The sequence below is a fragment of the Roseibium sp. RP-7 genome (assembly GCF_053005225.1).
In genome coordinates this window covers 1,135,184-1,160,590 of record NZ_JBRKQA010000002.1, presented here as the reverse complement: position 1 = coordinate 1,160,590, position 25,407 = coordinate 1,135,184, and the positions used below count along the sequence as shown (strand labels likewise).

The following is a 25,407-nucleotide window of genomic DNA, read 5'->3' as shown; positions in this document are numbered from 1 at the left end:
GGTCAGACAGTCCCCAAATGGTCGCGAATGGTGCCCGTCTTGGGCGAAAGGTCCGGGTCGATGTCGCGCATCTCAAGCGATAGCGCGAGCGAACTGGTGGCCAGGACCGGTTCCAGGAAAGCCTTTGCGGCCTTGAACAGACGCTCCGCTGCGTCGCGCTTGACGTCGTCCGGCCGTCCGGCGCGAAGGCGTACGGAAATGTCGATGAAGGCATGTTTCGGGTCGCCGTCGGCGATTGCATAGTGGTCGCACCGGATAGCCCGCACCCGCAGACCGGGCATGGGAAGAGCATCGATGGTCGCGGCTTGCGCACGCAGATGCTCGCACAGGGCCTTTATGTCGGCCCGCTGTTCCAGATTGGCGGAATATTCCAGCGATATGTGCGGCATGGGATTTCCTTAACAGTGCAATATTTGCTATGTTAAATATATGAGATCGAAACTGTCAAACTTTTTGTGTCTAATAATCTGCCAATTCGCTATGGACCTTGCATGATCGACGACACTGAACCCGCTGACGGCCCGGCGCTGCCGTCCACAAGACGCTCCATCCCGATTGCGCTGATCCGGGCGCGCGAGAAGGTGATGGGCCCGATCCGCGAGATGCTCTCCGACTGCAGCATCACCGAACAGCAGTGGCGCATCCTGCGAGTGCTGGAAGAATTCGGTCCACAGGATGCCTCGACCCTGGCCGACCGCGCCTGCCTTCTGTTGCCCAGTCAGACCCGGATCGTACAGACGCTTCTGGAAAAGGGGTTGGTAACCCGTCAGGCGGACGAGAAGGATCGGCGCAAGCAAACGGTGGCGATTACGCCGGCCGGACAGGCAATCATCGAGGATAAGCTCGATGACGCCAAGGCAATCGCGGCGCGCATAGAAGAGGTCATCGGCAAGGAGAAACTGGCACAGCTGCTCGACATTCTGGAGGATTTCCAGAAGCTGTAAGAGGCCTGGGACTGAGCCTGGGGCTGGGCCGGATTTCGGATTGAGGCCGCTTTTCGCGCTAAAGGCTCGGCACTGGATGCCGGCTATGGGCCGGAAACGGCCCGGGCTCCCCTCAGCCTGTGTAGCTGGAAAGGAGCCCGGGCTTCTGGTCTCGTGCGGGAAGAGACCAGTTGTTTTAGTTGTAGCGGTACATCTTCTTTTCAGAGAACCACTTGCCCTGCCGGGTTTCTGTCGTGGACCCCGCCTTGTCGGCTTCCGCGAAGAGCTTGTGCGCCTCTTTCGACCGGCCCGTGTGATACAGCGCCCAGGCCCGAAGCAGTTTTGCCTTGCGGCTTTCGCGCCCGCTCATTGCGTTTCTTTCAAGGTACGGCAGAGCGCCTGCATAATCTCCGGTGCTGATCTCCTGTTCGGCAGAGCGCAGGTAGGAAGACCCGGAGGAGCGCGATCCGCCAGAGGAGCGGCTGCGTTCTTCGGAAGCGGACGCAAGCTGTGCGCCGCCGAGGGTCTTGATCGCCGGGAATTTGGTTGACCATTGCGCGATCAACTGTCGTTCGCGGGCTTTCTGCTTCTTGCGCTGAGCAACCACGATCTGGCCGACGGCCGCGGATTCGTTCGGCTGGAACTCCATCGACTTGGCAAACCAGATTTCAGCTTCATCGAGTTCAAGCATGTTGTAGAAGTGCCAGCCGAACACCTGGGCGGCAATCGGTGACTGCGCATCCTGGACGACGTTCGCAAATCTCGACAGGCGCTTGAAATCCATCTCGGTGCCGTAGCCTTCCAGAAGCTGGATCGAAACGACTTCCAGATATGCCTTGAGGATGAGCGGATCCTTGCGCCGGTTCTTGTAGGCAAGTTCCTCGGCTTCCTCGTATTCGCCATCTTCCTTCATGGAAACAACCATGCCTTCGATGGCCTTTGGCGAGGGGCGAAGCTTGTAGGCTGTCTGGAACCATTTGGTGGCGGTCTTGAACTCTTCGCGGGAATAGTAATACCAGCCCAGAAGTTCGGCATCGTTCGGGTTCTGGAGTTTTGCAGCCGAATTGGCGAGCGCGTCCAGATCCGATTTGTCGACCAGCATGGCGGGATCGGTGGCGCCTTCGCCAACTTCACCACGCAACAGGTCCAGGTAGATTTCGTTGAATTCCGAGCGACCGTCCAATCCGGTTCTGCCGTAGGCGACAAGCTGCTCCACCGCGTTGCGCGGCAGCACTTCGGCAGCCTTTTGCACGGTGGCCTTGCGCTCGTCCTCATTGGCGCAGTTGGCAAGGATGTACTTGTAGGCTTCGAGCGCCTTGACGTCCTGACCGGTCTCGTTGAGAGCCCTGGCTGTCCGCCAGATAATGTCGATTTCCTGGCAGGTCAGAAGATCGGAGTTCTTCACCGCGATCTTGATGACCTCCTGGGCGTTGCCCAGTTCGGACGCCTGAATGAGGGTCTTTCGCGCTTCGGCATTGATGATCTGTCGGCGCAATTCGGCTGAAGGCTCATAGCCCGGGTAGAGATTTATGTATTCCCGGATCTTGGCGTAGAGCTCCTGGGTCCGGCCGGTGGCGAAAAGATCCCAGAGCGGTTGTTCGTTCACCTCGATCCGGTTGCGGTCGTAAATGTTTTCCGGCGGTTGCCAGTCCGGATGAAGGGACTTCAGCCGCTTGATTTCCGCAGACACACGGCCGATCTCACCGTTCTGTGCGTAGTAGCGCAGAGCCGTTTCATCGACCTTGGCAGTCGCGGGGGCTGCCGGGGCGGCGGACTGTGCGGCTCCTGGCTGGGTGACCGAAAGCGCGAAAGGCGAAACATTGGCCTGCTGGACCGGCAAAACACCGGTTTCAGGTGCCTGCAGGACAAACGGAGAGCCGCCGGGCAGTTGTTGTTGCGGCGCGGCTTCCCACGGAGCGGATTGCGCCAGGGAACCGTTGGTCGCAAACGCCAGCGCGAAGGAGGCAATTACCATTCTGGTGAAAGACATTGCGGATACCTCTCTGCAATTGCGAGAATCGTGAAGATCTGAAGTGTTGTGGAGTAATAGTCGTCGGTGCCGATCTGCAGCAGTTCGGACGGGAATGGCTCGGCTTTGTCCATGCATCTGGTCAGGGCGGCAATTGCGCGAAAACCGATACCACCCATGACACTCTTCGGCTCGCCCGTGACGATCTGCGTAACTGATGGGCCGCGGGGATCGGCAAAGCCGCGTAGCGTTGAGAAATCCGCCGCCTTTTTCACGCGCAGGGCATTTCTGGACAGCGCGAGATAGAGCGGAACCCGGATGGCATTGTAGCCGAATTCAGGTGTGAACTTATCGGAAGGAACCAGCTTGAGACCGCCGATATCGACCCAATCCGGTGGCAGGTAGCTTGGAGCCCTCTGGGAAAGGTCCAGGACGTCCTCTCCGACAACTGCAATCTCGCCCCAGTTCGCGGACGTATCGAACTCGGCGATGGTTTCCAGGGCCGGATAGACCCAGTAGGACGGGTTGACCGTGACGGTCTGATGATCGCCGGAGACGAACCCTTCACTGCCGGGAACAAGAACCGGTCCGAGAGCGGTTTGCTGAAGGAGCGTTGCGGCGATATCCGCCAGAACGACCTTTGCCGAGGCAAGGTCTTCAGGGTCTCCCCAGTTCTTGTAGGCCTCGATCAGCGCCCAGGCGATCAGCAGGTCCCCGTCCGTCGCGTTGTTGGTGTCGGCGACATTGGGACCTTCCGGCGTGTGCAGCACCTTCCAGGCAAACAGGTGATCCTTGCGCACCTGCAGGTTCTCGTAGGTGTAGTCGCGGATCAGCTTGAAGGTCTCGCGGTCATCCACCGCGACGGCCAGAACCATGCCGTAACCCTGGCCTTCGCTGTGACTGATGCCTTCATTGGCATCGTCGATGACGGCTCCTTCCGGGGTCATGTGGCGGCTCGTATAGTCCCGCCACGCCGACCCCAGCCAGAGCGACACGGCTTCCTTGCTGCGCGCGCTGGCGCCGAACACCGGTTCGGCGTGAGCGGGGGCAAGCGACAGGAAAAGTGCCATGCCGGTTGTCATGCAAAGCCTCAGCATGTCAGCGTCCGGACCGTTTGAGGGAGACGTAGTAGCTGAAGCCGAGGATCAGGCAGAACGCCAGCATGAACACGACGAAGTCGAGCATGTTGTGCGAGACCAATCCTGCCACGACGAGCCGGCTGTTCCTGAACTCGGACGGGTTTGCCAGCGAAGCAAAGTAGTTCGGATCGGACAGGCGTTCGGACGCAAACCGGTTGGTGGTCGCGTTATAGAGCGACGTGTCGCCGGTGAGCCAGGCAAGCTTGCCTTCGCGCAGCATCGTTTCCGTGCTGGCCTTGATGTCGTCACTCGTCAGGCCGGTCACGACGGTCCAGGTGTCCTGCTTGACCGGGGCTCCCATGAAGGCAACCCAGCTTTCCTTGGATGTCAGCGTCTTGGTGCGCTGTGCGATCAGGATGCTGTTGCCCTGCAGCGCGAAGCTGCGGTCGGAACTAACTTCGGAATTGAGCTTGAAGCCGACGCTGCGCCAGGCGGATCCGGCGTATCGCTGGATGCTTGCCATCAGGCTGGTGTCGTTTTCGTCAACAGACTTCAGCCCGAAAAAGCGGCCCACCTGACTGCGCGAGCCCTGCGTTCTTTCCGGGTCGAGCGTGTCCAGATAGGCTTCCTTGGCCATGCCCGACAGGCGATTGACCGGGGCAACAATCAGCCCCGGCTGATTGCCGACCGAGGCGGAGGCCGTCGTGATGGCGATCGGCCGGACCTGCTGTGTGATTGCTGCCGTTGCCACGGCAAGCTGTGCAGCGGCCTCCAGGCTTTTCGGGTCGTCGGCAAGCACCTGAATGGTGGTCGGCCGGTTTTCTGCAGGATTTTTCGGCAGAAGGTCGGAAGGAGACAGGCTCGGTGTCACGCGCATTCTGGCAAGTGCATCGAACTCGATCGTCGATGTGTCCGCATCAAGCGACAGCCGGTCGCCGTTGAGGCCGGTCGCGACGTCGCAGCTGGCATCATCTTCTGTCAGGGAAGACACTTCGATGCGCAGGTCGTTGAAGCCGGGCGAGAAGCCGCCAAGCGGGATATCGAGTGGATTGCGGGAAGAAATGCCGTCACGCGTCAGTTCCGCAGACGCAAGTGCGGCACCATTGGCGAAAACCTGCAGCCGGTTGGCATTGGACAGGTTTGCCAGCGCATCGATGTTCAGGCTGAGCTTGGCCTTGCCATAGTCTCCGACGAAATAGTCGTCCGGCAGGCGGATCGAGAAGTCCTGCCGGAGAAGGCGGCCGTCGAAGCGTTTGCTGCTGACGCCGATCTTTGCCAGGGAAACCGTTTCGCCGGGTTCGATCTCGTAGCCGAACTTGTTTTCGAAGGCGGCAATACCCCGGCGGCTTCCCAGCATCGGCTTGGCCTGCAGGGCCTGTTTGAAGGCTTCGATGGACTTGTCCAGAGCCGGGCGGTTCTCTGCCGCGAGAAACAGGGAAACCCTGCCCGTATCCGGCCGGTGGACGATAGCAAGGCCAGGGATTTCCGAGCCGGTGTCGCCAACGGCAAAGCCTGCGTGCGAAAGCTCGGCCCGAGTGCCGACAATGATATCCAGGCCGGCATCGTTGCCCGGCTCGTTCCTGATCTGGATGTCCGGGTTATGGTATTTCCCGAAAGCCGCGACAGTCTGTGCAACTGCCAGGGCCCGGTCCAGATTTCCGGCGCTCGCCGTACCCAGTTGCAGCAGGCGCATGTTGGTGGCGCCGCTCTTGTCGTTCGGGACCGCGCGCAGCAGTTCAAGGCTGGCCGACACCTTCGGTGAGTTGTCCGGGCCCGGATCGAACACGATACCCGTGTTTGCCGGGTTCAGCACCGTCCACAGTTCATAGGTGGCGGGGATCGTGCAGTCCACGCGGTGCTTGTGTTTCGCGATGAACCGGATTTCGTTGAACCCCTCGACCATCATTCCGGGAGGGAGATCGAAGCTGCGCATGGAGCTTTGAGCGCCTGCGTTGAGTTCAATGTCGCCAACGGGCTGACCGTTGACCATGATGCTCATGCTGGAATGTTCCGGGGCGGTCGAAACCGCGGTCAGGTAGTCCACCTGCAGCTTGCGATAGAGAAGGACCTCGTCCCGGGGAGCGTAGACGGCCAGCCGGATTTCTGCCTGTTCGCCTTCCATCCGGAGCTGGTCGGCGGTTGCCGTCAGTCGGCGGATGGTGCTGCGGTCTTCGGTCTTGGTGTCGAGCACCGATACGTCGAGCTGCTGGGCAACTGCCGAAACGGGCAGAGCAACCAAGGTTGAGGCGACAACCGCTGCCTTGAGGCAGGTTGCGGCTTTGAGGTGATACAGAGTTTTCATTGCTTCAATCCTCATTCTGCAGGTGCGAGGACGGATTCAGGCAGGTCCTGCTCGACAGGTGCCGGCTTGCGTTTCAGGCCGGACCGCAGGGCTGTCATGAGGCCGAGGACCGGGACGCGAATGCCGTAGTAAAGTGCCCATCTGGTCAGGCGCATCATGCCCGCGACGACCGAGGATCCCGTCAGCTTCCTGTTGTGCAGGGCTCTCGGTATTGTCAGGTCGGCAAACATCACGTCGCTGGAAACGATCGCTCGCGTTGCGACGGTGTCGAGATAGGCGGCGCCGATCAGAATTCCCTTCGAGCCGGCCCGCTGGGAGGCGACACGAATGTTGATGCCTGTGTCGGCAAGCGCGGCGTCAGGTTCTGGCGTCGCATCGGCGGACCGGTCCAGAGATTGACGGGGATGGAATGTCAGGTGGCCGTTGTCGCCGAGCACGTTCCCCCAAGCTGGTGCTCTTTCAAGCTGAAGGAGCAGGCCGTTGGTGTTGGATTCCACCAGATTGACCGGGATGGTCTCGTCACGAAGGCGGAGCGTCGCCTTGCGATGGACCCGGATACGCGGTGCGGTTCTGACTTCCTTCCGTTCCAGGATGGCGCCAAGGGCTGCACCGGCAATGATCAGGTTGAAGACATGCCAGATGCCGACAACACCAAGCAGGGCAGTCTGGCCGGTGTCGTTCTGCAGGCGCCAGGCCAGCACGCCGGTCGTGAGGAGCATGACCGCGAAGACGATGATGTAGGGCCATGCGATGACCGACAGCTGTTCTTCTTCGAGTGTTTCACCCTTGGTCGTGACGTTGAACTTCGGCGCACGCGGGTTCATCAGCACGGAGAAGATCGCCGGGAACAGGTAGATTGACTGGATGTACTCGTAGAGTTCCGAGATCCAGGGCCATCTGAGCTTGCCATAGAGGCCGGACTGGATCGTCACCACCGCAAGGATGTAGGTCATCGTGTAGGCCAGGAATTCCTGGGGCGATGCGATGTAGATCTTCATGTTGAAGAGGATGAACATCAGCGGCGCCAGCAGGAACACCAGCCGCGGGAACGGGAACAGCCAGAACATGGCGCTGGACATGTAGGCGACGCGCTGCATGAAGCTCAGGCCCGGCTTGAACATCGGGTTCTTGAGCATCAGGATCTGCAGCATGCCCCGGCACCAGCGGGACCGCTGGCCGATGAACGAGGCGAGAGTGTCAGGCTGCAGGCCGGCGATCATCGGACGATCGACATAGGCGCTCTTCCAGCCGCGCGAATGCAGCTCGAGAGCGGTTTCGCAGTCTTCCGTGATCGAGACGCCCGAGAAACCGCCGACTTCATTGAGGGCTGCACGCCGCAGGACGGCGCCGGAGCCGCAGAAGAAGGTGGCGTCCCATTTGTCGAGACCCTTCTGGATCATGCCGTAGAACATGTCGTTCTCCGAGGGCATGATGTTGTAGGTGCGCAGATTGCGCTCGATCGGATCCGGATTGAGGAAGAAGTGCGGCGTCTGAACCAGAAACAGTTCGGGGTCCTTGAAGTAGGCGACGGTTTCGCGCAGGAACTCCCGTGACGGTGCGTGATCGGCGTCGAAGACCACCACGAGATCACCTTCCGACCGCGACAGGCCGTAGTTGAGGTTTCCGGCCTTGGCATGTTCGTTGCGCTCACGAGCAAGATATGTCGCACCGAGATCTTCGCAGATCCGCTTGAATTCCTGGCTGCGCTCATAGGCGGCAAGGGCGGCCTTCTGGTCCGTGGAATTCAGCTTCTGAAGCGTGGCGCCATCGTCCAGGAGGAACACACGGAACTTGTCCTTCGGATAGTCCATGTTCTTGGCGGCGGCGATGGTGCAGGCGACGAGGCCCGGATCCTCGTTGTAGCTGGGAATGAACACGTCGACGGTCGGAGCATCGGCGTCTGAGTTCTGCACCTTGCGGGGACGCTCATAACGGTCGGAGACGATGAGCGCCGACAGGAAGAACATCAAGATGCAGAAGAGCTCTGCAACAAGCAGCAGGACGCCGGGAACGAAATCGTAAAAGTTCTCAATCGGCGGAACCGTCTGTGTCACGCGCCAGTAAACGTAACGGCCGACGAGCACCCCTCCGAGGGTCAGAAACGTGACGCGTCCCAGAGTGCCCGGCAAGACCTTCGTGAATTGCATCGCAACCAGAACGAAGAGGCCGAGAAAGAGTTGAACTTCAACCGAAAGCGGCAGCGTGACGATGAAAAATGTAGCGATGGTCGCTATCGTCGCGAATACGTATAAAAGTAAGTTCAGCATAGCCTAAGTTCCTGTACTTTGTACGTTATTGGTCTGGTGCTATTTGAATTGCTTTCGTCACCGAGTTAACGAGCTCTATTTGTGAGCTTGTTGCGGTTCTTTGCTGTGCCATCGCAAGGTGATTTCTTGCAGTGTTGTAGCTGATCCCGATTTCCTCGGCGGCTTGTCTTACGGTTTTGCCGTCTATTATTTTCTTGATGATGCGCGCCTGCTGATGCGTGACCCCGGTCGCGGCTTTGATCGTCTCGGGGCTTACCTCGCTGGAGGTGGTGTCCGCGGTGATCAGGACCTTCTTGCGGAAATAGGATCTGACGGGATCCCGGGTTTCTTCGTCGGACACCTGGGACGGGATGGCCTCCACGAAGTAGCGGGGGCCACCGGCAATGCTCATGACGCGTGCCTGTTCCTGCCGAGTTGATCCGGTGTTTGCCGGGGCATCGACGGGCAAGTCGCGAGAGTTGCGGGCAAAGAACGGTGCCAGGCTTAGCGGTGCCTGGATCCTGCCGTCGATGAGGCGAAGATCGCCGCCTTTCTGCAGGACCTTTTCCATCGCCGGGTTTTTGACAAGGACTGAGCCATTGCCGAAGAACACAAGCGCTGGCGACTTGATGTGTTTGATCCAGTATTGCGCGCTTGTCAGTTCGGTGCGGTTTCGCCCGTAAACGAGATCCTCGGCATAAGCCTCGAAGCCGCCGAAGATGTCATCCGCGTAAGCAACAACACCTTGGAAAAGACTGTCTGAAAAGCCGACTGGAACGTGGGCGGCAAGATAGAGCTGCAAACCCATTCCCAATTCGACCATGAGAACAGCCGCACGGTTGGTTTCAAGGGTTGTATCGCGCGACAAACCATCGGGTGTTGTTGCGGTGCAATGCAGGATCTCGGTGTCGTGTGTAACGGGGGTGCAGGAGTTGGCTTTTACTTGGGAGAACGTGTCTATTTCGTTCCCGAGAAGATGTTCGGCTTCCCAGGCTTGACGATTGTCATCAATTGTATAGCAAATCTCGATCTTCTTCCTTCTTGCATCCAGAACAAAGATGCTGAAGAGAAGAAATTCAAAGCGTTTGGCCAGTGCATACGGAAAGTCTAAATTGCTTCGGTTGCGGCGTTCTTTTGTCTGGCCACCGTATAAAACACTTTCGTTAAAGTCCCTTCCTGCAAAATACATTTTTTGCTCCCAGGTAGAAATGGATTTTATTCGTGGTGACGATCTAAGTTCTGGCTCGATTCATTCTCTGAAATTGAATTTTATCTAAATCGATCGATTGGTTTCTTAGGGGGTTAATAAATTATTAAACCTTTTATACCGGAAACTTCATGCCGTTGCTCTAGTGCAATTGCATCAATTTTAAAGCAACTACAGTCTTGGTTAATTTATAACTCTAAGATAATTATAGAATATGCTTCAGTATTAAATGAGATATATCGATGAATACATTAAGATCATCGGGTTGTATTCAGGAGATGGTTTTCGTTGAATTTGAAAAATGCAAGTCAAGGTGGTGTGCTTGCGTGTATTGCTGCGCTGCAGCATTTGTCGTGTTTTTCGATTTTTACTGTTTGCGTCGAAATGTCCCGAGGCGATGTCGCGAAATTCCCGGTGAAATCTGTTTGAGATAAAATTTTGTCTTGTTTGATTTAACTATTCAGATTGCCGACAAATTAGGCGGACTTGGCTAATTTGAGTTCAGGCTCAGGAATTGAGCGTTTTGCCTGCCCGAATTTGTGATCGAATTTTTCGAAACTTGATACGCGGCGGCCAGAAATGTCGCGCAGCGGTTGAAAACGTTAGGAAAATTCGACCTGAAATTGGCGGGTAGCTTGCTCTTGGGACAAACAAAAGAGCCAGGGCGCGCAAATCCCGTTGGCTGTTTGCGCGCCGCGTGCTGGTCTTCTGATGGCAAGTGGCCTTTAGAGGATCCGAAGCCCTCGAGGTCTTGAGAGGGCTTCAGGGCAACGTGGTGGTGCCGGCCGTTGAGGCTTGAGCGTTACGGAGATGCTTCCGAGGGATTAGCCGGAAACGGCTTTCAGTCCGGTCTCGACCGCCGACAGGATTTTTGTCACATCGTCCGATGTCACGATCAGCGGCGGCGAGAAGATGGCATTGTTTCCGGAGACCCGGATCATGACGCCGTCCTCATAGGCGGCCTGCTGCAGTTTCAGCGGGACATCCTTTGCCGAAGGTTTCTTGCTGGCGCGGTCGGAGACGAGTTCGATGGCGCACATCAGTCCTTCGCCGCGCACGTCGCCGATCACCTCGAAACGTTCCTGGAGCCCCTTCAGGCCACCAAGAAGTTCCTTGCCGCGTGCGGCGGCGTTTTCATGGACCTTCAAACGTCGGATCTCTGCGAGGGCAGCCAGTGCGGCTGCCGCGCCGACAGGGTGGCCGGAATAGGTGTAGCCGGTATCGATGGACGCGATCCCGCTGGTGTCGTTTTCAAAGACTTCGGCCACATGCCCGGCGATCATCAACGCACCGAACGGGAAATAGCCGTTTGTGATGGCTTTTGCCGTGCACATGAAGTCCGGCTGGACGCCCCAGTGGCGTGCACCGCTCTCGCTGCCGGTGCGACCGAAGGCGGTGATGACCTCGTCGGAGATTAGCAGGATGCCGTTGCGGTCACAGATCTCGCGCACCATCGGCATGAAGCTCGGATGGGGAGGCATGACACCACCGGCGCCGAGGACGGGCTCCATGATGAAGGCGGCAATGGTGCCGGCTCCCTGGAAGGCGATCTCGTCTTCGAGGGCGGCTGCGCAGAGCTGGGCAAGTTTCGCCGGATCGCTCTCGTTGAACGGGTTGCGGTAGGTGTAGGGAGCCGGAATGTGGAAGCAGCCCGGCAGCAGAGGCTCGTAAGCGTTGCGGAACTTGCCGTTGCCGTTGACGCTGGCGCCGCCGAAATGGGTGCCGTGATAGCCTTTCTTCAGGCTGAGAAACTTGGTGCGGCCGGCTTCGCCGCGAATGCGGTGATACTGGCGGGCGAGCTTGAGGGCGACTTCGACCGAATCCGAGCCGCCGGAGGTGAAGAAGGCGCGCGTCAGCCCGTCCGGGGCGAAGAAATCGGCCAGTTCGTAGGAAAGCTCGATCACCTTGTCGTTCGATGTGCCGCGAAAGATGGAGTAGTAGGGCAGGGCGTTCAGCTGGTCGGAGATTGCCTGTTTCACCGGTTCGCAGGAGTAGCCGAGGTTGACGTTCCACAGCCCGCCGACGGCATCAAGAACTTCGTGCCCGTCAACGTCGGTGATGAAAACATCGCGGCCACCTGTCAGGATCGTCGGCAGATTGGTCTGGCTGTCGGCCGGATGAGCCATCGGATGCCAGACATGGCGGGCGTTGTTTTCCTTCAGGAAGTTGGAATCCTTCATGTCATGTCTCCTTGGAGTAAACTTGGCAGGCCGAGCAACGAAAGTGCCTGGTCATAGGAAGATCGGGGGGAAAGAACGTCGAAGTGAACCGTCTGCAGACCGGTCGTCTCCGCGCCGCGAATGTTGCGCAGCTGATCGTCGACAAAGACGCAGGCGGATGCGGGCAGGCTGAGTTCGTCCAGGCACAGCTGATATGCACGCGGATCCGGCTTCAGGATCCTGGTGTAGGTGGCATCGACGATGACGTCGAAATCATCCAGAAAAGCGAGCTTTTTCCTGAAGTCCGCACCGTAGAAAAGGTCCAGCTCATTGGACAGGATCGCAAGCTTGCAGCCTGCCTGCCGGGCAATTTCGATTGCGGCCAGGGCTTCCGGGCGCATGACGGCATCGGGATCAGCGCCGCGCGCAGCCTTCACGAATTGGGCCATTTCCGTCCAGTCGTTGCCGGTCAATTCGGCAATTTCCTGCGTGCGCCGGTGCCAGTAGTCGCGTTCGGAAATCTCGTCCCGCTGCATTGCCTGCCAAAGACTGTCGGTTGCCGGATCAAACGGGCCGCGCCAGGTCAGGCTGCCGGGGGCGAGCCCGAGGGCCCGTTCGGTCAGGTCGTGGGTCTCGAACATCGTGCGAGTGACAACCCCGCCGAAATCGAGCACCAGAGCCTTCGTGTCATGCGGCATCGCGCCAGATCCTTCTCAAATCGACCGGGACAACGCCGCCGAGTTTTTCAGTGACTTCCGTCGCCGCGATCGGCAGGGAAATTCGGATTTTTGCTTTCAACTCATCGGTCATGCGAACGGTGGGGGCGGCAACGGCAATGGTGCCGACTGCCTCTGGCAAGTCGCCGAAGATCGGCGAGGCAAAGGAAGAGACGTGCTCTTCAAAACCCTGGTCGATAAAGGCAATGCCGTCGTTTCGAACCTGTTCGACAGTCTGTTTCAAAAGCTCGGTGTCGATGATCGTGTAGCCGGTGGAGGGTTTGAGCTTCGTCTTCAGAAGCTTCGGCAGCAGATCGATCGGACCGAAGGCCAGCATGGCGAGACCGGAGGCAGTTGCGTGCAGCGGCAGCAATTCAGCTTCGTCGAAATAGACCCGCGTGCCGTGAATGAGTGCGTCATGATGATAGAGCGGTGACAGGTGATTGCCTTCCCGCAAGGAGACATGAACCAGCTCTCCGAGTTCTCCAGCCAACTGTTCCACCAATGGAGCGACAAGCCTTCTTGCCGGGAACAGTCGTTCGCGGACTGCTGCAAGACGCAGGATGGCGGGCCCCAGGCGATAGCCTTTGGTGCCCGGGTTCTGCTCCAGAAAACCGTTGGCTGTGAGTTCGGTAAGATGCCGGTGAACCGTTGCCTTGTCCTGGCCCGAAAGGTTGCGGAACTCGGTCAGGCCAATTTCCGAACGGCTGGCGGAAAAGTGGTTCAGCAGGCTCAGCGCTTTTGTGATCGTGCCCATGCTTCAGCAGTTCCTTTCCCGCAGGCGCCGGATTGAAGCTCCGGCATTCGACGGGACGATGTTGACATGTAGTTTCATTTGAAACAATATATTTTTAAACCGATGGTTTGTTATTTGAACCGTTTTGCGAGGTAAACAAAAGCGTCAGCGCTTCGATTGAAGGTTGACATCTTGTTATTTAAGATCACAATAATTAACAAAGCAAATAAAAAATGACCAAGACCGGCGCGAAGTCCGGCTGTCACCTGACCAGAAAAGGGACTGTTGAAATGAAGAAGCAAGTGATCGCCCTGACGGCCGCGACATTGATGTCGGCAACGGCCGCTCTGGCTGAATATCCGGAAAAGCCTGTATCGTTCATCGTTCCTTGGCCTCCGGGGGACCTGGAAGACGTGCTGACCCGTCTGATCGCGGACAAGTTCCAGGAAATGTACGGCGTGCCGGCAGCGGTCGTGAACAAGCCGGGTGGCGGCGGTGGTCCGTTCCCTGGTGCAGTGGAAGTCGCAACGGCGCCTGCCGACGGTTATACGGTCGGCTCTTTCGTGACCGACGTGCCGATTGGTGGTCCGCAGATCGGAATTCCCGAACTTTCGCCGAACCCGTTCGAGCCGATCGGCATTTTCATGACCTATCCGTTCGTGATTGCAGCTGGCGCAGACGCGCCCTACGCCACGTGGGCGGAGCTGGCTGATTACGCCAAGGAAAACGAGATCGCGCTCGGCCATTTCGGCTCGTTCCTGCCGCCCACCCAGATCACATTCGCTGCCGCCAAGAACTCCGGCTTCGACTTTGCCAGCGAAGCGGCTTTTGACGAGCTGAACTGCAACACGCTGGCCTCTGGCGATGTCGACGTCATCAACACGACACTGCAGCAGATCCAGCCGTGCCTCGGCGAGGTCAAGATCCTGGCCAGCATCGGCAAGGAACGGACGTCCCTGACGCCGAACGTACAGACCATGCAGGAAATCAACCCGGATCTGTCGGTTGCGCTGTGGAACGGGCTGTTCGTTCACAAGGACGTTCCCGAAGATGCACGGATCAAGATTTCCGAAGCTGCGCAAGCTGCGCTCAAGTCGCCGCAGGCGCTCGAGCTGATCGGCCAGACCGGCGTCCTGATCTACTGGCAGGACCCGGTTCAGTCCGAACAGCAGATCGAGGCTGATGCGGCGGCGCTTCAGAAAATCTCCGAGCTGATCGAACAATAAGGCGACTATTTCGGCCGGCGCATCTCGCGCCGGCCGGTTGCTTTCGGGTTCCAAGGAGGGTTCGGCTTGGCGCGCATCAAGACGCTGCAGGAACTGTTCAAACGCTATCGCCGGCCCGGCGACATCGTGTTTGCAATCCTGTTCCTGGCATTTTCCCTATTTCTTCTGTCGCAGATCCCGGATGAGACGGTCTGGGCCAAGCGGACCAAGTGGTACGCACAGCCAAGGTTCTGGCCCACAGTCGCTATCGGCGGCATGGTGCTGTTCGCCAGCCTGCATTTCATAGGCTCGCTTTGCTCCAAGCGCATACCGGGTCGATGGCGCGAGGTCGGCTTCTGGCTGAAGTCGTTCGAGTTCGTGGCCTATTTCCTGATCTACGTGCTCCTGGTGCCGCAAATCGGCTACCTGCCGGCGACACTCGCCTTCACCTTGTTTCTGTGTGTCCGGATTGGCGAGGCAACGCCTCTCAACCTGGGTGCCGCGGTTGCCTTCAGCATTTCTGTGGTGGTGATCTTCCGCGCGTTTTTGCAGGTCAAGGTTCCCGCCGGCCACATCTACGAGGCGCTGCCTGACGGCATCCGCGCCTTTGCCCTGACCTATCTATGAGGCGAGAATGGAACTGATCCTCTCCAGCCTGTCCATGCTTGCCCAATGGGACGTTCTTGCGGCCCTGGTGATCGGCTCCATCGGTGGTGTCATCATCGGCGCAATTCCTGGTGTCGGAGCTGCCGTTGCCATCGCAATCCTGCTGCCGGCAACCTTTTCCTTCGAGCCTATCGTCGGCTTGACCCTGCTGCTCGGCGTCTATGGCTCATCCATGTATGGCGGTGCCATTCCGGCGGTGCTGATCAACACACCGGGTACGGCGGTCAATGCGCTGACCACTTATGACGGCTACCCCATGACCAAGAAGGGGCAGGGGCATCGGGCGCTGTCGCTCGCCTATTCGGCTTCTTTCTTCGGCGGCATGTTTTCGATCCTGTGCCTGATCGTCCTCTCGCCGGTGCTGGCGATGATCGCACCGCATTTCGGCAGCCGCGAGATCTTCCTGGCGGCTTTGATGGGCATCATCCTGGTTGTGGTTGCGCACCGCGGACAGGTTTTTGCCGCCGGCATGCTGGCCTGTTTCGGCATCTTCCTCAGCACCATCGGCCTGGAGCCTGCCAAATACACCAAGCGCTTCACCTTCGACCAGAGCTGGCTCACCTCCGGTGTCGATCTCATCGTGGTGGTGCTCGGTCTCTTTGCGATCTCGCAAGCGTTGCTGTTGCTGGTCGACAAGGAACATCAACCCGGATCGGCCAAGGTCGAGGGCAACCTCTTTACCGGGCTCAAGGAGCTGTTCGCGTACAAACGGGTGGCGACCGTTTCTTCCGGCTTCGGTGTTCTCATGGGCATGATCCCCGGCGTGGGTGAATTCACTGCCCAGTTCCTGTCCTACACCTATGCGCAGAAATCCTCGAAGGACCCGGACCTTTTCGGCAAGGGATCGCCGGAAGGGCTGATCGCTTCAGAAGCTGCCAACAATGCGGTTCCAGGTGCGGCGATGATCCCTTTGCTTGCTCTCGGCATTCCGGGAGAAGCGCTGACGGCAATGATGCTGTCTGTGTTCTATGTTCATAACGTCATCCCGGGGCCTCAGCTGTTCCAGGGGCAACTCGACTTTGTGGTCGCGCTCTATCTGGCGCTGATCCTCCTGAATATCATCGTCCTGATCTTCCTCCTGTCCTCCACGGGGCTGCTGCTCAAGATCATTCAGATCCCGACGCGTTTCCTGGGTGTGATGATCATGACGCTCTCCTTTGTCGGCGTGTTCTCGCTGCGCAACTCGGTGACCGACTGCGCGATTGCCGCCGGCTTCGGCGTCTTCGGCCTGGTGCTGAAGCGTCTCAACCTGCCCATTGTGCCGATCATCCTCGGCATGGTGCTTGGCGGGATCATGGAGGTGAAACTTCGCAGCGCCATGGCGCGGGTGAATTCCCCGCTCGATTTCATCGACAGGCCGATCGCCGCAATCCTCTTCACAGCGATCATTCTCATTCTCGTCCTGCACGTACGTACGGTCATTCGCGAGCAAAAGGCGCGACGGGATCGGGAAGAGGACACTTCCGAAACCTCAACCCAGCAAGGGTAGGAACCAAGATGCTTGACCAGGCCGCAATCGACGTTTTGCGCAACCAGCCCGTTGCCGAGCAGGGGCATTTTATAAACGGCGCCTTTGCCGCGTCCCGGGAGGGGGCGACGCTGGAGGTGCTTTCCCCCATTGACGGAAAACCGCTGACAAGGATCGCAAGCGGAACGGCCGCCGATGTGGGAGTTGCAGTTGAGGGCGCGCGCAAGGCGTTCGAGGATGGCCGCTGGTCGAAAGCCGCCCCGGCCCACCGCAAGAAGGTATTGTTGAAGCTGGCGGATCTGATCGAGGCGAAAGCGCTTGAGCTTGCGGTTCTCGGCGTGCGCGACAACGGCACCGAGATCAACATGGCCTTCAAGGCCGAGGCTTTGTCCGCGGCCGGGACCTTCCGGTACTACGCAGAAGCACTCGACAAGATCTATGGCGAGATCGCGCCGACGGCAGACAATGTGCTGGGGCTTGTTCACCGGGCACCGGTCGGTGTCGTGGGGGCCATCGTTCCCTGGAACTTCCCGCTGATGATCGGCGCCTGGAAGATTGCTCCCGCGCTCGCCATGGGGAACTCCATCGTGCTGAAACCGGCGGAATCCGCCTCGCTCAGCCTGCTCAGGATTGCCGAACTGGCGTCCGAGGCAGGAGTTCCGGACGGTGTCTTCAACGTCGTGACCGGTCCCGGTGCCGTTGTCGGCGAAGCCCTGGCCCTCTCCATGGACGTCGACATCCTGGTCTTCACCGGTTCCGGCGCGACGGGGCGGCGGCTTCTTGAATATTCCGCCAGATCCAACCTGAAGCGCTGTTATCTGGAGCTGGGCGGCAAATCCCCCAACATCGTCTTCAATGATGCGGCTGATCTGGCGAAAGCTGCCAAGGTGTCGGCGGCAGGGATCTTCCGCAATTCCGGCCAGGTCTGTGTCGCCGGTTCGCGCCTCCTGGTGCAGGAGGACATTCACGACGACTTCGTTGCCGCGATCTGCCGGGAAGCGGAAGCTTTCAAGGTGGGTGATCCGCTGGATCTTTCCAGCCAGATCGGCGCGGTTCACTCGCTGACCCAGCTGGAAGCCGACCTGAAATTCGTGGAGACCGCGGAAGCCGAAGGTGCCGAGCGCCGCACCGGCGGTGAGCGGATCCTGACTGAGACCGGCGGCTACTACATGGCTCCGACCGTCATGAGTGGTGTCAAGCCGGGCGATACGATTGCCCGGAAGGAAGTGTTCGGACCCGTACTGGCCGTAACCGCCTTCAAGGACGAGGAAGAGGCCATCCGGATCGCCAACGGCACCGAATATGGTCTCGCCGCCGGTATCTGGACGTCCGATCTCGGCCGGGCGCATCGGATGATTTCCGGAGTCCGGTCCGGCGTCATCCATGTGAACACCTATGGCGGCTCGGACATGTCCGTCCCGCTCGGGGGGATGAAGCAGTCCGGCAACGGCCACGACAAGTCGCTGCACGCGCTCGACAAGTATGTCGACCTGAAGACAGCCTGGATCCAGCTCTGAGGATATCCATGACCAAGACAATCCTGTCCATCGGGACCTACGACACCAAGAATGCCGAACTGGAATTCATCGAGCAGACCATACGCGACCAGGGCGGCGAGGTGCTGACGATGGATGTCAGCGTACTGGGCGATCCGGCCAGGCCGACCGGCATTTCCAAGCATGAGGTCGCCAGGGCAGGCGGCATGTCCATTGAGGACGTGATTGCGCAAGGCGACGAGAACAAGGCGTTTCAGGTGATGGCGCAGGGGGCGGCAAAGCTTGTCGCCGACCTTTATGCGCAAGGCCGCATCGACGGCATGATCGCGCTTGGCGGAACCATGGGGACGGACCTGGCACTTGATTGTGCCCAGGCGCTGCCGATGGGCGTACCGAAATTCATCGTGTCCACGGTCAGCTTCTCGTCTCTGATCCCGCCGGAACGGCTGGCGCCCGATATCCAGATGATCCTGTGGGCCGGTGGCCTTTATGGCCTCAACGAAATCTGCAAGTCGTCGCTGGCGCAGGCCGCAGGCGCCGTGCTGGGTGCCGCCAGGGCCGCGCAGATGCCGGATCGCTCAAAGCCGCTGGTCGGCATGACATCGCTTGGCTCCAGTTGCCTGTCCTATATGAAGCTTCTGAAACCGGCACTTGAAGACAGGGGGTATGAAGTCGCTGTCTTCCATTCCACCGGCATGGGCGGCATGGCCTTCGAAAGCCTGGCGCGGGAAGGGGCGTTCTGCTGCGTCATGGATTTCTGCCTGCAGGAATTCGGCAATCTCCTGGCAGGGTCGCTGGTCAGCAGCGGGCCGGACCGGCTGCAGAATGCAGGCAGGCTGGGCACGCCGCAGATCGTGGCGCCGGGCGCGCTTGATCTGGTGGATTTTGCCGGCTGGCAGGAAATCCCGGCGCAATATGCCGACAGGCCGTTTCACGAGCACAATCGTCTGATCAAGAGCTCCGTCTTCAACCCGCAGGAGCGCCGTCAGTGGGCCAATGAACTCGCCGACCGGCTGGAGGCGGCCAAGGGGCCGACCCATTTCCTGTTGCCGCTTGGCGGTATCGAGGCCTGGGACAAGGAGGGCGAGGAAGCCCACGATCCGGAGGGGCTGGCGGCCTTCATCGACGAAGTCAGGACAGTCTTCCCGGGCCGTATCGAGACGACCGAGGTTTCGGCGCATATCAACGACAAGGCGTTTGCGGATGCTGCGCTTGGCGTTTTCGACAGATGGGTCGAAGAAGGGATTGTCATGCGGGGTGGCTAAGGCCGCTGCGCGTGCCACGAAAGGAAAAAGCGCCGGCGAGCGGCGCTTTTTGGGGTCGTGAGATGGGGCTTTAGCTTGTTCTTGTGATCTGAGGTCAGCCCGTGGCACGTCGTTGCCTGTCACGGGCCTTGGTCATCAGGACCGTGGTTTCTGGTTTTCCGGATCGTAGAGCGGCTGATAGCCGACACCGGCGACCTCGACCGGGTAGGTTTCCGAGAAATACTCGACATTCAGCTTGCGGCCGACCTGGCAATACTCCTGCGGCAGGTAGGCAAGAGCGATGTTCTTGCCGATGGTCGGGCCATAGGCGACCGAGGTCGTGTAGGAAATACGGCCCAGGCTGTCGACCAGCGTCTTGCCCGTGTCCGGATCCTGCACCGGCATTGCGCCGACCGGGTAACGTTTGACGCCGCTTGCATCTGTGTTTTCAAGCATCACCAGCGTGCAGAGCATGGCCGGCTGCTTGTCGCGCTCCCGGTACTCGACGTGCTTTGCCTTGCCGCGGAAATCCGCTTCCTTGACCTTCGGACGGGCCAGATCAGCCTCCAGGAGGTTGTACTGGGTCAGAAGATCGGCGTTCTGCAGGCGCAGGGATTTTTCCATGCGGCGCGAGTTGGCGTAGGTTTCGACGCCGACCGCGATGACACCTGTGGACCGCAGAGCGTCCCAGACCGCCAGGCCGTCTTCGTACTTCATGTGCAGTTCCCAGCCCTGTTCACCGACATAGGACAGGCGCAGGGCCATGACGGACTTGCCGGCGATCTCGATCTGGCGGATGCCCGCGAAGGGGAAGTTTTCCGGATCGAGTGCTGCCGGATCGGCAACCACTTTCTTCAGGTTCTCACGGGCGTTCGGGCCCCAGATGCCGATGGTGGTGTACTGCTCGCTGACGTCGGTCACCGTGACGTCGAAGCCTTTGTCCTCGGCGATGCGCTTCACATAGTGATAGTCGCGCGGGCCGGCGTCTGCACCGTCGACGATGCGGCAGCGGTCTGCCATGCGGAAGACCGTGAGGTCGGCACGTACGTTGCCTTCGTCATCGAGGAAGTGGGTGTAGATACCCTTGCCGATGTTGGCATCGCCGCCGATCTTCGCGGCACACAGCCACTCCAGCAGTTCCACGTGGTCCGGGCCTTCGACGTCGAACATGTAGAAGTGCGACAGGTTGATGATGCCGCAGTTCTCGCTGAGTTCGAGCTGCTCGGCGTTGGAGACGCGCCAGAAATGGCGGTTGTCCCATTCGTTTTCACGAACCGGAACCCGGTCGCCGTATTTTTCCAGCAGATGCTCGTTGGCGGCATACCCATGCGCGCGTTCCCAGCCGCCCAGTTCCATGAAGTGGCCGCCGAGTTCAACCTCGCGGTCGTAGAACGGGGACCGCTTGACGCTGCGGCTCGTCAGGTAAGGCTCACGCGGGTGGATCGCCGGGAAATAGATCTTCTGCGCAGCTTCGTAGCAGCGGTCCTCGATGTATTTCTCGGACAGCTGGTGGGAATAGAAGCGCGAATAGTCGATGGACGCATGGTCGATTTCAGTCCGGCCATCGGTGATCCAGTCAGCCAGCAGCTTGCCGTAGCCAGGTCCGTCCTTGACCCAGATCGCAACGCAGTACCACAGGCCGCGGACTTTCTGGCTTTCACCGCAGGAGGGGCCGCCGGCCGCGGAAACCTGCAGAAGGCCGTTGAAGGAATGGCCTTCGTTGTAGCCGATCTCACCCAGGATCGGGGTCAGCTCCATGGCGCGCTCGAGCGGCTCCATGACCTGTTCCATTTCCAGATCGCGCTGGGAGGGGGACAGGCGGGCCTGATCCTTCTCAAGGAGATCGCGCGGGTGGCACATGCGCGGATGGGTCGGTTCGTAGTACCCCCACTCGATCTGGCCGCCTTCGGCCGTCTTGGGATCGCCCGTGTCGCGCATGTAGGCGGAGTTGCCCTGGTCGCGCAGCAGCGGATAGCCGATGTCCTTGCCGGTACCTTCGAATTCGTTGTACGGGCCGAAGAAAGTCAGCGGATGGTCGACCGGCATTACCGGCAGGTCTTCGCCAACCATCTCGGCAATCAGGCGGCCCCACAGACCGGCACAGACGATGACATGGTCAGCCATGATCGTGCCGCGGTGGGTCTTGACGCCCTTGATGTGGCCGTCCTCGACGATAAGGGACTGGGCCGGGGTATTGGCAAAGGCTTTCAGCTTGCCGGTCTTCTCGCCTTCATCAACGAGCTTGCCTGCAACCGTCTGCGAGCGCGGGATGACGAGACCTGCATCCGGATCCCACATGCCGCCCTGGACCATGTCCTCTTCGATCAGCGGAAACTTTTCCTTGATCTCGGCCGGGGTCACGAGGCGCACATTGGTGCCGAAGGCCTTGCCCGAGGTGACCTTGCGCTTGATTTCCTCCATCCAGGTGTCGTCGCCGGTGCGCGCGACTTCCAGACCGCCGACGCGGGCGTAGTGACCCATCTTGTCGAAGAAGTCGATGGAGTACTGGGTGGTCCAGACGGACAGGTAGTCGTGGCTGGTGGTGTAGCAGAAGTCGGACGCATGGGCCGTCGAACCGATGTCGGTCGGAATGCCGGACTTGTCGATGCCGACAATGTCGGTCCAGCCGCGTTCGATGAGGTGATGTGCGATCGACGCGCCGACGATACCGCCGAGACCGACGATGACGATCTGTGCCTTGTCAGGAAATGCTGACATGTCTCATTCCTTTTTCATCGACCGGAGCGCAGTCCGCCTGCGTCCGGTCCGTGCGACTGCACCGGATTTCCGTTTCGTGGCGGCAGTATCGCGACTGATCGACAGGCAAAATAGCGTAATTGCGTCATGGCGGCATAAGCGCCACGACACGGGGGTTCAAATCGTCAGGAAAAGCTGGCTTGTGATTGCGACAGGCTGATCGTGTTTCGAGAACACGGCACGGTACGAAAACGGTCGCGAATTATCAGGGAAATGTCAGGGTTTCGGGTGTGTGGGGAAGTATCCGGCAAGCGCGCCACGCTGGAAGGGAGTGGCGGCAAATGATAGGCGTTCGCCGTGTTGCGCTCCGGCCATCATATCCGTCAGGTGAGGATGGTTGCCCCGGGGAAACGCAAGCCGGAAAGCTGCTGCCCGGGGCAACGCGTCAGGTCCAATCAGCGAATGCTGCAGTTGCCTGAAGTCGATGTGCTGTTGAGCGTGTAGCGCCACTTGGTGTTGACGCCGTAGTAGCCAAGGCAGGGGCCGTCACAATAGCCGCGCTTTGCGTTCGAGAACTCCGAGAAACTGATGAAGCGGCAGCTGTTGCCGTCATAGGCGAATTTGTAGGTCCGCTTTGTGGTGCGGTCCTCAGCTGGGTCCTTTTCCTCTTCGGAAATCTCGACGATGCCGTTGCTGTAGGTGTAGCGCGAACAGATATTCCGCTTGTAGCCTTCCTCGATTTCCAGCTTGACGCAGTTGGTCCTGCCCTTGCCGGAGATGCTGCCGGAGGTCTTGACGCTTTTACCGTTCACAAACACGGTTCCCGCCTGGTTGTCCGGATCGGCGACCAGCAGATTGTCGCCGTTCTGGCGGATCAGAACGGCCGTGGTGCCCGTGCGGTTGTTGGTTTCGGTGAAGGATCCCTTGTTGGTGTTGGAATAATAGTCCTTCTGCTCGATCTTGATATTCGAGGTCAGGAAAATCTTCTTGCTGCCGAGATCGAAGGTCGCGGGAGCTGATTTGGAGCTCTGGGCCGGGGACGCGCCTTCCGGCGCCGTCGACTGGCAACCGGCCATACCCAGCATTGAAGTCGTCAATGCCAGGAACAAAATCTTCTTCACAATAAGTCTCCTTCCGGGAAAATGTCCTCCATCTGGAGGATCTTGAAATTCGATGTTGATCGATTTGTCTCGAGCTGTGGTTGCGGGTTTGCCGGTGCGCTGTCCATGCTGTCACTTTCCATAGACATCGGTTTGCGGACCGTCTTGAACCTTGCAAATCAGCGAGGTCGGCTTTCCATAGGCGTACTTGAGCTGGGTGTTGGAGAAGTGCTCCTGCCTGAACTCCAGGATCCGGCACTCCTTGCCGTTCATTTCCAGCGTGAATGCGTTTTTCCGGATGTATCCGTCTTCAACCATTTCCATGGTGTGGACTGCATGAAGACGGTCTGCCGAGAGCCGCTCAACATCCACGAAATGGACGATCGGGTCGCCGGATTTGGTTTTATTGACCCTCTCACCTGATCCCGTGCCGGTTGGTATCCGGACGCCTTCCGTTTCGAAGTTCGAGTGAAACGAAAGGGAATAGAACAAGTCATCGTTCCCGGCGAAGAAGATGGCGGCGAGATAGAACCACGCGCTGTGTTCCCAGACGCAGGACTGTGTGCCGTCGGCAAAACCGCAGATCGGCATGGTGATGTCGATCGTTATGGTCTTGCCGGACATGTCGTCCGCGCTTGCGTTTCCTGCAAAGCCGGCCGCAAGAAGCAGGCTGGCTGCCAGAGTTTTTATCAACCCCATCTTGCCCCGATCATCTGAAACTCGAACACGTGTGCCGCTTTGCCAGATCAGTCACAATATTGCTGGCCGTTGAACGTGAAGCAGTTACCTCCGGATGAGGAGGACTGGGGACTGGGTTTTGACTTCGTGTAACACTGCCCTGCTGAAGAGAGCAGTTGTCCGGCGGGGCAGGTTTTGAGGACGCACTCGTTGTTCTTCAGTACGTAGCGTGCGGAACAGGTCAGCGGACATATCCTGCCGTCGAGCTGCCGGAGTTTCTTCAGGACAGCCGCGTTGGGAGACAAGGACGCAAGCTGAAGCTTGGCTTCGTTCCTCAACGTGTCGAGAGCGCGGCCACTCTTCGGGCCCCAGACACCGTCTGGCGAACCTGCGTCGCAGCCAAGCCTGTTGAGTTCCACCTGGACGGCCCTCGTCAGTTCCTTCGGGTCGGACGGGACCGGAGCTTCGTTTATAGGTTGCTCGGCTTCGCTCGGTGCAAGACTTGCCTGGACCTGCGGCGTGTCTTCGAGGTCCTTCAGACGGTTGGCGGCGACACCTGCGAAAAGGCCGTTTGGAAACTGGGCGAGATAGGCGCGCAGTTCCGAGACGGAAGGATTGTCGCGAATGGCGGTCCAGTAGGCGACGTCGAGGCTGCCCTGGCTGCCGGCTTCTCCGGTGGTATCGTCTGGCAGCGGACCGTCTTCATAAAAGTAGAAATCACCGGTGATCGAGCTGACTTCCCAAGGCACCTGCCGGTCGGCGGTTTCGGCCAGAACATCGCGCCTGGCCTGTTTGAAGACGGATTCAATCGGCTCGCCGGGGCTGGTTTCGATGGCGCGGCTGAGGGCGGCCGTGTAGGGGGAATTTCCGGCGGAACCGTCCATCGCGACCTGCCCGGGTGACGTCGCATAGGCGATCAGGGTGCCCATGGGTGCATCGATGGGGGCAAGGCCACGGGTGGCCGAGCGGAAAGAGCCTTTGAAGGGATTGTTGCGGCAGGCATCCAGTACGACGATGTTCACCGGACTGCTGGACGAGTTCATCACCTTGAGGAAGTCGTTGACGTTGATGCCCTCAAGATCGACCTCGTCCTCGTCCGCAAGAAGGGCGTTCACCGGGATGAGATAATTCTCCCCGCGTACCTGCACACCGTGCCCGGCGTAGTAGATCAGGCCTGCTTCGATCGACGAATCCCGCAAGGTGCGACCAAACTCGAGAAGTTCCCGCTTCATATCCCTGTAGTTGCCGTCGATGAGTTGCCTCACTTCAAAACCGGCATCGCCCAAGGTTTTTGCCATGAGAAGGGCGTCGTTTTGAGGGTTTTTCAGTGATTGAATATGTTCGTAATTCGAATTGCCGATGATGAGTGCGACACGCTTACCCGCAAAGGCGGATCCTGTACTGGAAATTATTTGAATAAATACGATGGTCGTTAAAATGACGCCCAAACGAATAATATGTGCTGGCAGCAAATAGTTCACTTGTAGCCCCCGCTAAGTGAATGAAATAAAGGAGT

19 protein-coding genes are annotated in these 25,407 nt (G+C 59.1%); 6 read left to right on the top strand and 13 right to left on the bottom strand.

Annotation, left to right across the window (positions count from 1 at the left end; all coding sequences use genetic code 11):
- Nucleotides 1-2 precede the first annotated feature (2 nt).
- The gene (locus ACVDG9_RS19990) at nucleotides 3-389 is read right to left on the bottom strand and encodes a 5-carboxymethyl-2-hydroxymuconate Delta-isomerase (RefSeq protein ID WP_023003266.1); all 387 of its coding nucleotides are present in this window, start codon (nucleotides 387-389) and stop codon (nucleotides 3-5) included.
- 102 nt (nucleotides 390-491) lie between these two features.
- Between ACVDG9_RS19990 and hpaR the strand changes: the two genes are divergently transcribed.
- Nucleotides 492-944 carry a homoprotocatechuate degradation operon regulator HpaR gene (hpaR, locus tag ACVDG9_RS19985; protein ID WP_447238793.1) on the top strand — a complete coding sequence of 151 codons (453 nt, stop codon included), beginning with the start codon at nucleotides 492-494 and terminating at the stop codon, nucleotides 942-944.
- A gap of 175 nt (nucleotides 945-1,119) precedes the next feature.
- Here the strand turns inward: hpaR and ACVDG9_RS19980 are convergent, their stop codons facing one another.
- The 8 genes from ACVDG9_RS19980 to ACVDG9_RS19945 all read right to left on the bottom strand — a co-directional run bounded on the left by ACVDG9_RS19980 (nucleotide 1,120) and on the right by ACVDG9_RS19945 (nucleotide 13,358).
- The gene (locus ACVDG9_RS19980) at nucleotides 1,120-2,913 is read right to left on the bottom strand and encodes a hypothetical protein (protein ID WP_168684981.1); all 1,794 of its coding nucleotides are present in this window, start codon (nucleotides 2,911-2,913) and stop codon (nucleotides 1,120-1,122) included.
- The gene (locus tag ACVDG9_RS19975) at nucleotides 2,892-3,989 is read right to left on the bottom strand and encodes a family 8 glycosyl hydrolase (protein WP_447238792.1); all 1,098 of its coding nucleotides are present in this window, start codon (nucleotides 3,987-3,989) and stop codon (nucleotides 2,892-2,894) included. Before ACVDG9_RS19975 ends, ACVDG9_RS19980 begins: the two co-directional genes overlap by 22 nt.
- 1 nt (nucleotide 3,990) lies before the next feature.
- Nucleotides 3,991-6,273 (bottom strand): cellulose biosynthesis cyclic di-GMP-binding regulatory protein BcsB, encoded by a 2,283-nt coding sequence (locus ACVDG9_RS19970; protein ID WP_447238791.1) that lies wholly within the window; start codon nucleotides 6,271-6,273, stop codon nucleotides 3,991-3,993.
- 11 nt (nucleotides 6,274-6,284) lie between these two features.
- Entirely contained in the window at nucleotides 6,285-8,540 is a 2,256-nt protein-coding gene (bcsA, locus tag ACVDG9_RS19965) for a UDP-forming cellulose synthase catalytic subunit (RefSeq protein WP_447238790.1), read from the bottom strand.
- 25 nt (nucleotides 8,541-8,565) lie between these two features.
- Entirely contained in the window at nucleotides 8,566-9,708 is a 1,143-nt protein-coding gene (locus tag ACVDG9_RS19960) for a helix-turn-helix transcriptional regulator (RefSeq protein ID WP_447238789.1), read from the bottom strand.
- Between the two features lie 842 nt (nucleotides 9,709-10,550).
- On the bottom strand, nucleotides 10,551-11,906 hold the full coding sequence (locus ACVDG9_RS19955; protein WP_447238788.1) for an aminotransferase class III-fold pyridoxal phosphate-dependent enzyme: 1,356 nt from the start codon (nucleotides 11,904-11,906) through the stop codon (nucleotides 10,551-10,553).
- Nucleotides 11,903-12,583 carry an HAD-IA family hydrolase gene (locus tag ACVDG9_RS19950; RefSeq protein ID WP_447238787.1) on the bottom strand — a complete coding sequence of 227 codons (681 nt, stop codon included), beginning with the start codon at nucleotides 12,581-12,583 and terminating at the stop codon, nucleotides 11,903-11,905. Before ACVDG9_RS19950 ends, ACVDG9_RS19955 begins: the two co-directional genes overlap by 4 nt.
- Entirely contained in the window at nucleotides 12,573-13,358 is a 786-nt protein-coding gene (locus tag ACVDG9_RS19945; RefSeq protein ID WP_447238786.1) for an IclR family transcriptional regulator, read from the bottom strand. The genes ACVDG9_RS19950 and ACVDG9_RS19945 overlap by 11 nt, the downstream gene beginning before the upstream one ends.
- Nucleotides 13,359-13,627: 269 nt before the next feature.
- On the opposite strand from ACVDG9_RS19945, the gene ACVDG9_RS19940 reads away from it, so the two are divergent.
- From ACVDG9_RS19940 to ACVDG9_RS19920, 5 genes are all read left to right on the top strand, one after another.
- Nucleotides 13,628-14,563 (top strand): tripartite tricarboxylate transporter substrate binding protein, encoded by a 936-nt coding sequence (locus tag ACVDG9_RS19940; protein WP_447238785.1) that lies wholly within the window; start codon nucleotides 13,628-13,630, stop codon nucleotides 14,561-14,563.
- Between the two features lie 66 nt (nucleotides 14,564-14,629).
- Nucleotides 14,630-15,169, top strand: a complete 540-nt coding sequence (locus ACVDG9_RS19935; RefSeq protein WP_447238784.1) for a tripartite tricarboxylate transporter TctB family protein — start codon at nucleotides 14,630-14,632, stop codon at nucleotides 15,167-15,169.
- Between the two features lie 7 nt (nucleotides 15,170-15,176).
- On the top strand, nucleotides 15,177-16,697 hold the full coding sequence (locus tag ACVDG9_RS19930; RefSeq protein ID WP_447238783.1) for a tripartite tricarboxylate transporter permease: 1,521 nt from the start codon (nucleotides 15,177-15,179) through the stop codon (nucleotides 16,695-16,697).
- Nucleotides 16,698-16,705: 8 nt separating this feature from the next.
- On the top strand, nucleotides 16,706-18,193 hold the full coding sequence (locus tag ACVDG9_RS19925) for an aldehyde dehydrogenase (RefSeq protein WP_447238782.1): 1,488 nt from the start codon (nucleotides 16,706-16,708) through the stop codon (nucleotides 18,191-18,193).
- An 8-nt stretch (nucleotides 18,194-18,201) separates the two neighbouring features.
- Entirely contained in the window at nucleotides 18,202-19,437 is a 1,236-nt protein-coding gene (locus ACVDG9_RS19920; RefSeq protein ID WP_152505714.1) for a Tm-1-like ATP-binding domain-containing protein, read from the top strand.
- A gap of 135 nt (nucleotides 19,438-19,572) precedes the next feature.
- On the opposite strand, the gene ACVDG9_RS19915 is transcribed toward ACVDG9_RS19920, so the two are convergent.
- From ACVDG9_RS19915 to ACVDG9_RS19900, 4 genes are all read right to left on the bottom strand, one after another.
- Nucleotides 19,573-22,134, bottom strand: a complete 2,562-nt coding sequence (locus ACVDG9_RS19915) for a GcvT family protein (protein ID WP_075282361.1) — start codon at nucleotides 22,132-22,134, stop codon at nucleotides 19,573-19,575.
- A 434-nt stretch (nucleotides 22,135-22,568) separates the two neighbouring features.
- The gene (locus ACVDG9_RS19910; protein WP_447238781.1) at nucleotides 22,569-23,234 is read right to left on the bottom strand and encodes a hypothetical protein; all 666 of its coding nucleotides are present in this window, start codon (nucleotides 23,232-23,234) and stop codon (nucleotides 22,569-22,571) included.
- Between the two features lie 111 nt (nucleotides 23,235-23,345).
- Nucleotides 23,346-23,912: a hypothetical protein gene (locus ACVDG9_RS19905; RefSeq protein WP_447238780.1), complete on the bottom strand. Its 567-nt coding sequence runs from the start codon at nucleotides 23,910-23,912 to the stop codon at nucleotides 23,346-23,348.
- 47 nt (nucleotides 23,913-23,959) lie between these two features.
- Nucleotides 23,960-25,372 (bottom strand): caspase family protein, encoded by a 1,413-nt coding sequence (locus tag ACVDG9_RS19900; RefSeq protein WP_447238779.1) that lies wholly within the window; start codon nucleotides 25,370-25,372, stop codon nucleotides 23,960-23,962.
- Nucleotides 25,373-25,407: the final 35 nt, after the last annotated feature.

What these genes read in the sequence shown, in the direction of transcription:
- ACVDG9_RS19990 (WP_023003266.1), bottom strand. Translation starts at nt 389, where the DNA reads ATGCCGCACATATCGCTGGAATATTCCGCCAATCTGGAACAGCGGGCC.
- hpaR (WP_447238793.1), top strand. Translation starts at nt 492, where the DNA reads ATGATCGACGACACTGAACCCGCTGACGGCCCGGCGCTGCCGTCCACA.
- ACVDG9_RS19980 (WP_168684981.1), bottom strand. Translation starts at nt 2,913, where the DNA reads ATGTCTTTCACCAGAATGGTAATTGCCTCCTTCGCGCTGGCGTTTGCG.
- ACVDG9_RS19975 (WP_447238792.1), bottom strand. Translation starts at nt 3,989, where the DNA reads ATGCTGAGGCTTTGCATGACAACCGGCATGGCACTTTTCCTGTCGCTT.
- ACVDG9_RS19970 (WP_447238791.1), bottom strand. Translation starts at nt 6,273, where the DNA reads ATGAAAACTCTGTATCACCTCAAAGCCGCAACCTGCCTCAAGGCAGCG.
- bcsA (WP_447238790.1), bottom strand. Translation starts at nt 8,540, where the DNA reads ATGCTGAACTTACTTTTATACGTATTCGCGACGATAGCGACCATCGCT.
- ACVDG9_RS19960 (WP_447238789.1), bottom strand. Translation starts at nt 9,708, where the DNA reads ATGTATTTTGCAGGAAGGGACTTTAACGAAAGTGTTTTATACGGTGGC.
- ACVDG9_RS19955 (WP_447238788.1), bottom strand. Translation starts at nt 11,906, where the DNA reads ATGAAGGATTCCAACTTCCTGAAGGAAAACAACGCCCGCCATGTCTGG.
- ACVDG9_RS19950 (WP_447238787.1), bottom strand. Translation starts at nt 12,583, where the DNA reads ATGCCGCATGACACGAAGGCTCTGGTGCTCGATTTCGGCGGGGTTGTC.
- ACVDG9_RS19945 (WP_447238786.1), bottom strand. Translation starts at nt 13,358, where the DNA reads ATGGGCACGATCACAAAAGCGCTGAGCCTGCTGAACCACTTTTCCGCC.
- ACVDG9_RS19940 (WP_447238785.1), top strand. Translation starts at nt 13,628, where the DNA reads ATGAAGAAGCAAGTGATCGCCCTGACGGCCGCGACATTGATGTCGGCA.
- ACVDG9_RS19930 (WP_447238783.1), top strand. Translation starts at nt 15,177, where the DNA reads ATGGAACTGATCCTCTCCAGCCTGTCCATGCTTGCCCAATGGGACGTT.
- ACVDG9_RS19925 (WP_447238782.1), top strand. Translation starts at nt 16,706, where the DNA reads ATGCTTGACCAGGCCGCAATCGACGTTTTGCGCAACCAGCCCGTTGCC.
- ACVDG9_RS19920 (WP_152505714.1), top strand. Translation starts at nt 18,202, where the DNA reads ATGACCAAGACAATCCTGTCCATCGGGACCTACGACACCAAGAATGCC.
- ACVDG9_RS19915 (WP_075282361.1), bottom strand. Translation starts at nt 22,134, where the DNA reads ATGTCAGCATTTCCTGACAAGGCACAGATCGTCATCGTCGGTCTCGGC.
- ACVDG9_RS19905 (WP_447238780.1), bottom strand. Translation starts at nt 23,912, where the DNA reads ATGGGGTTGATAAAAACTCTGGCAGCCAGCCTGCTTCTTGCGGCCGGC.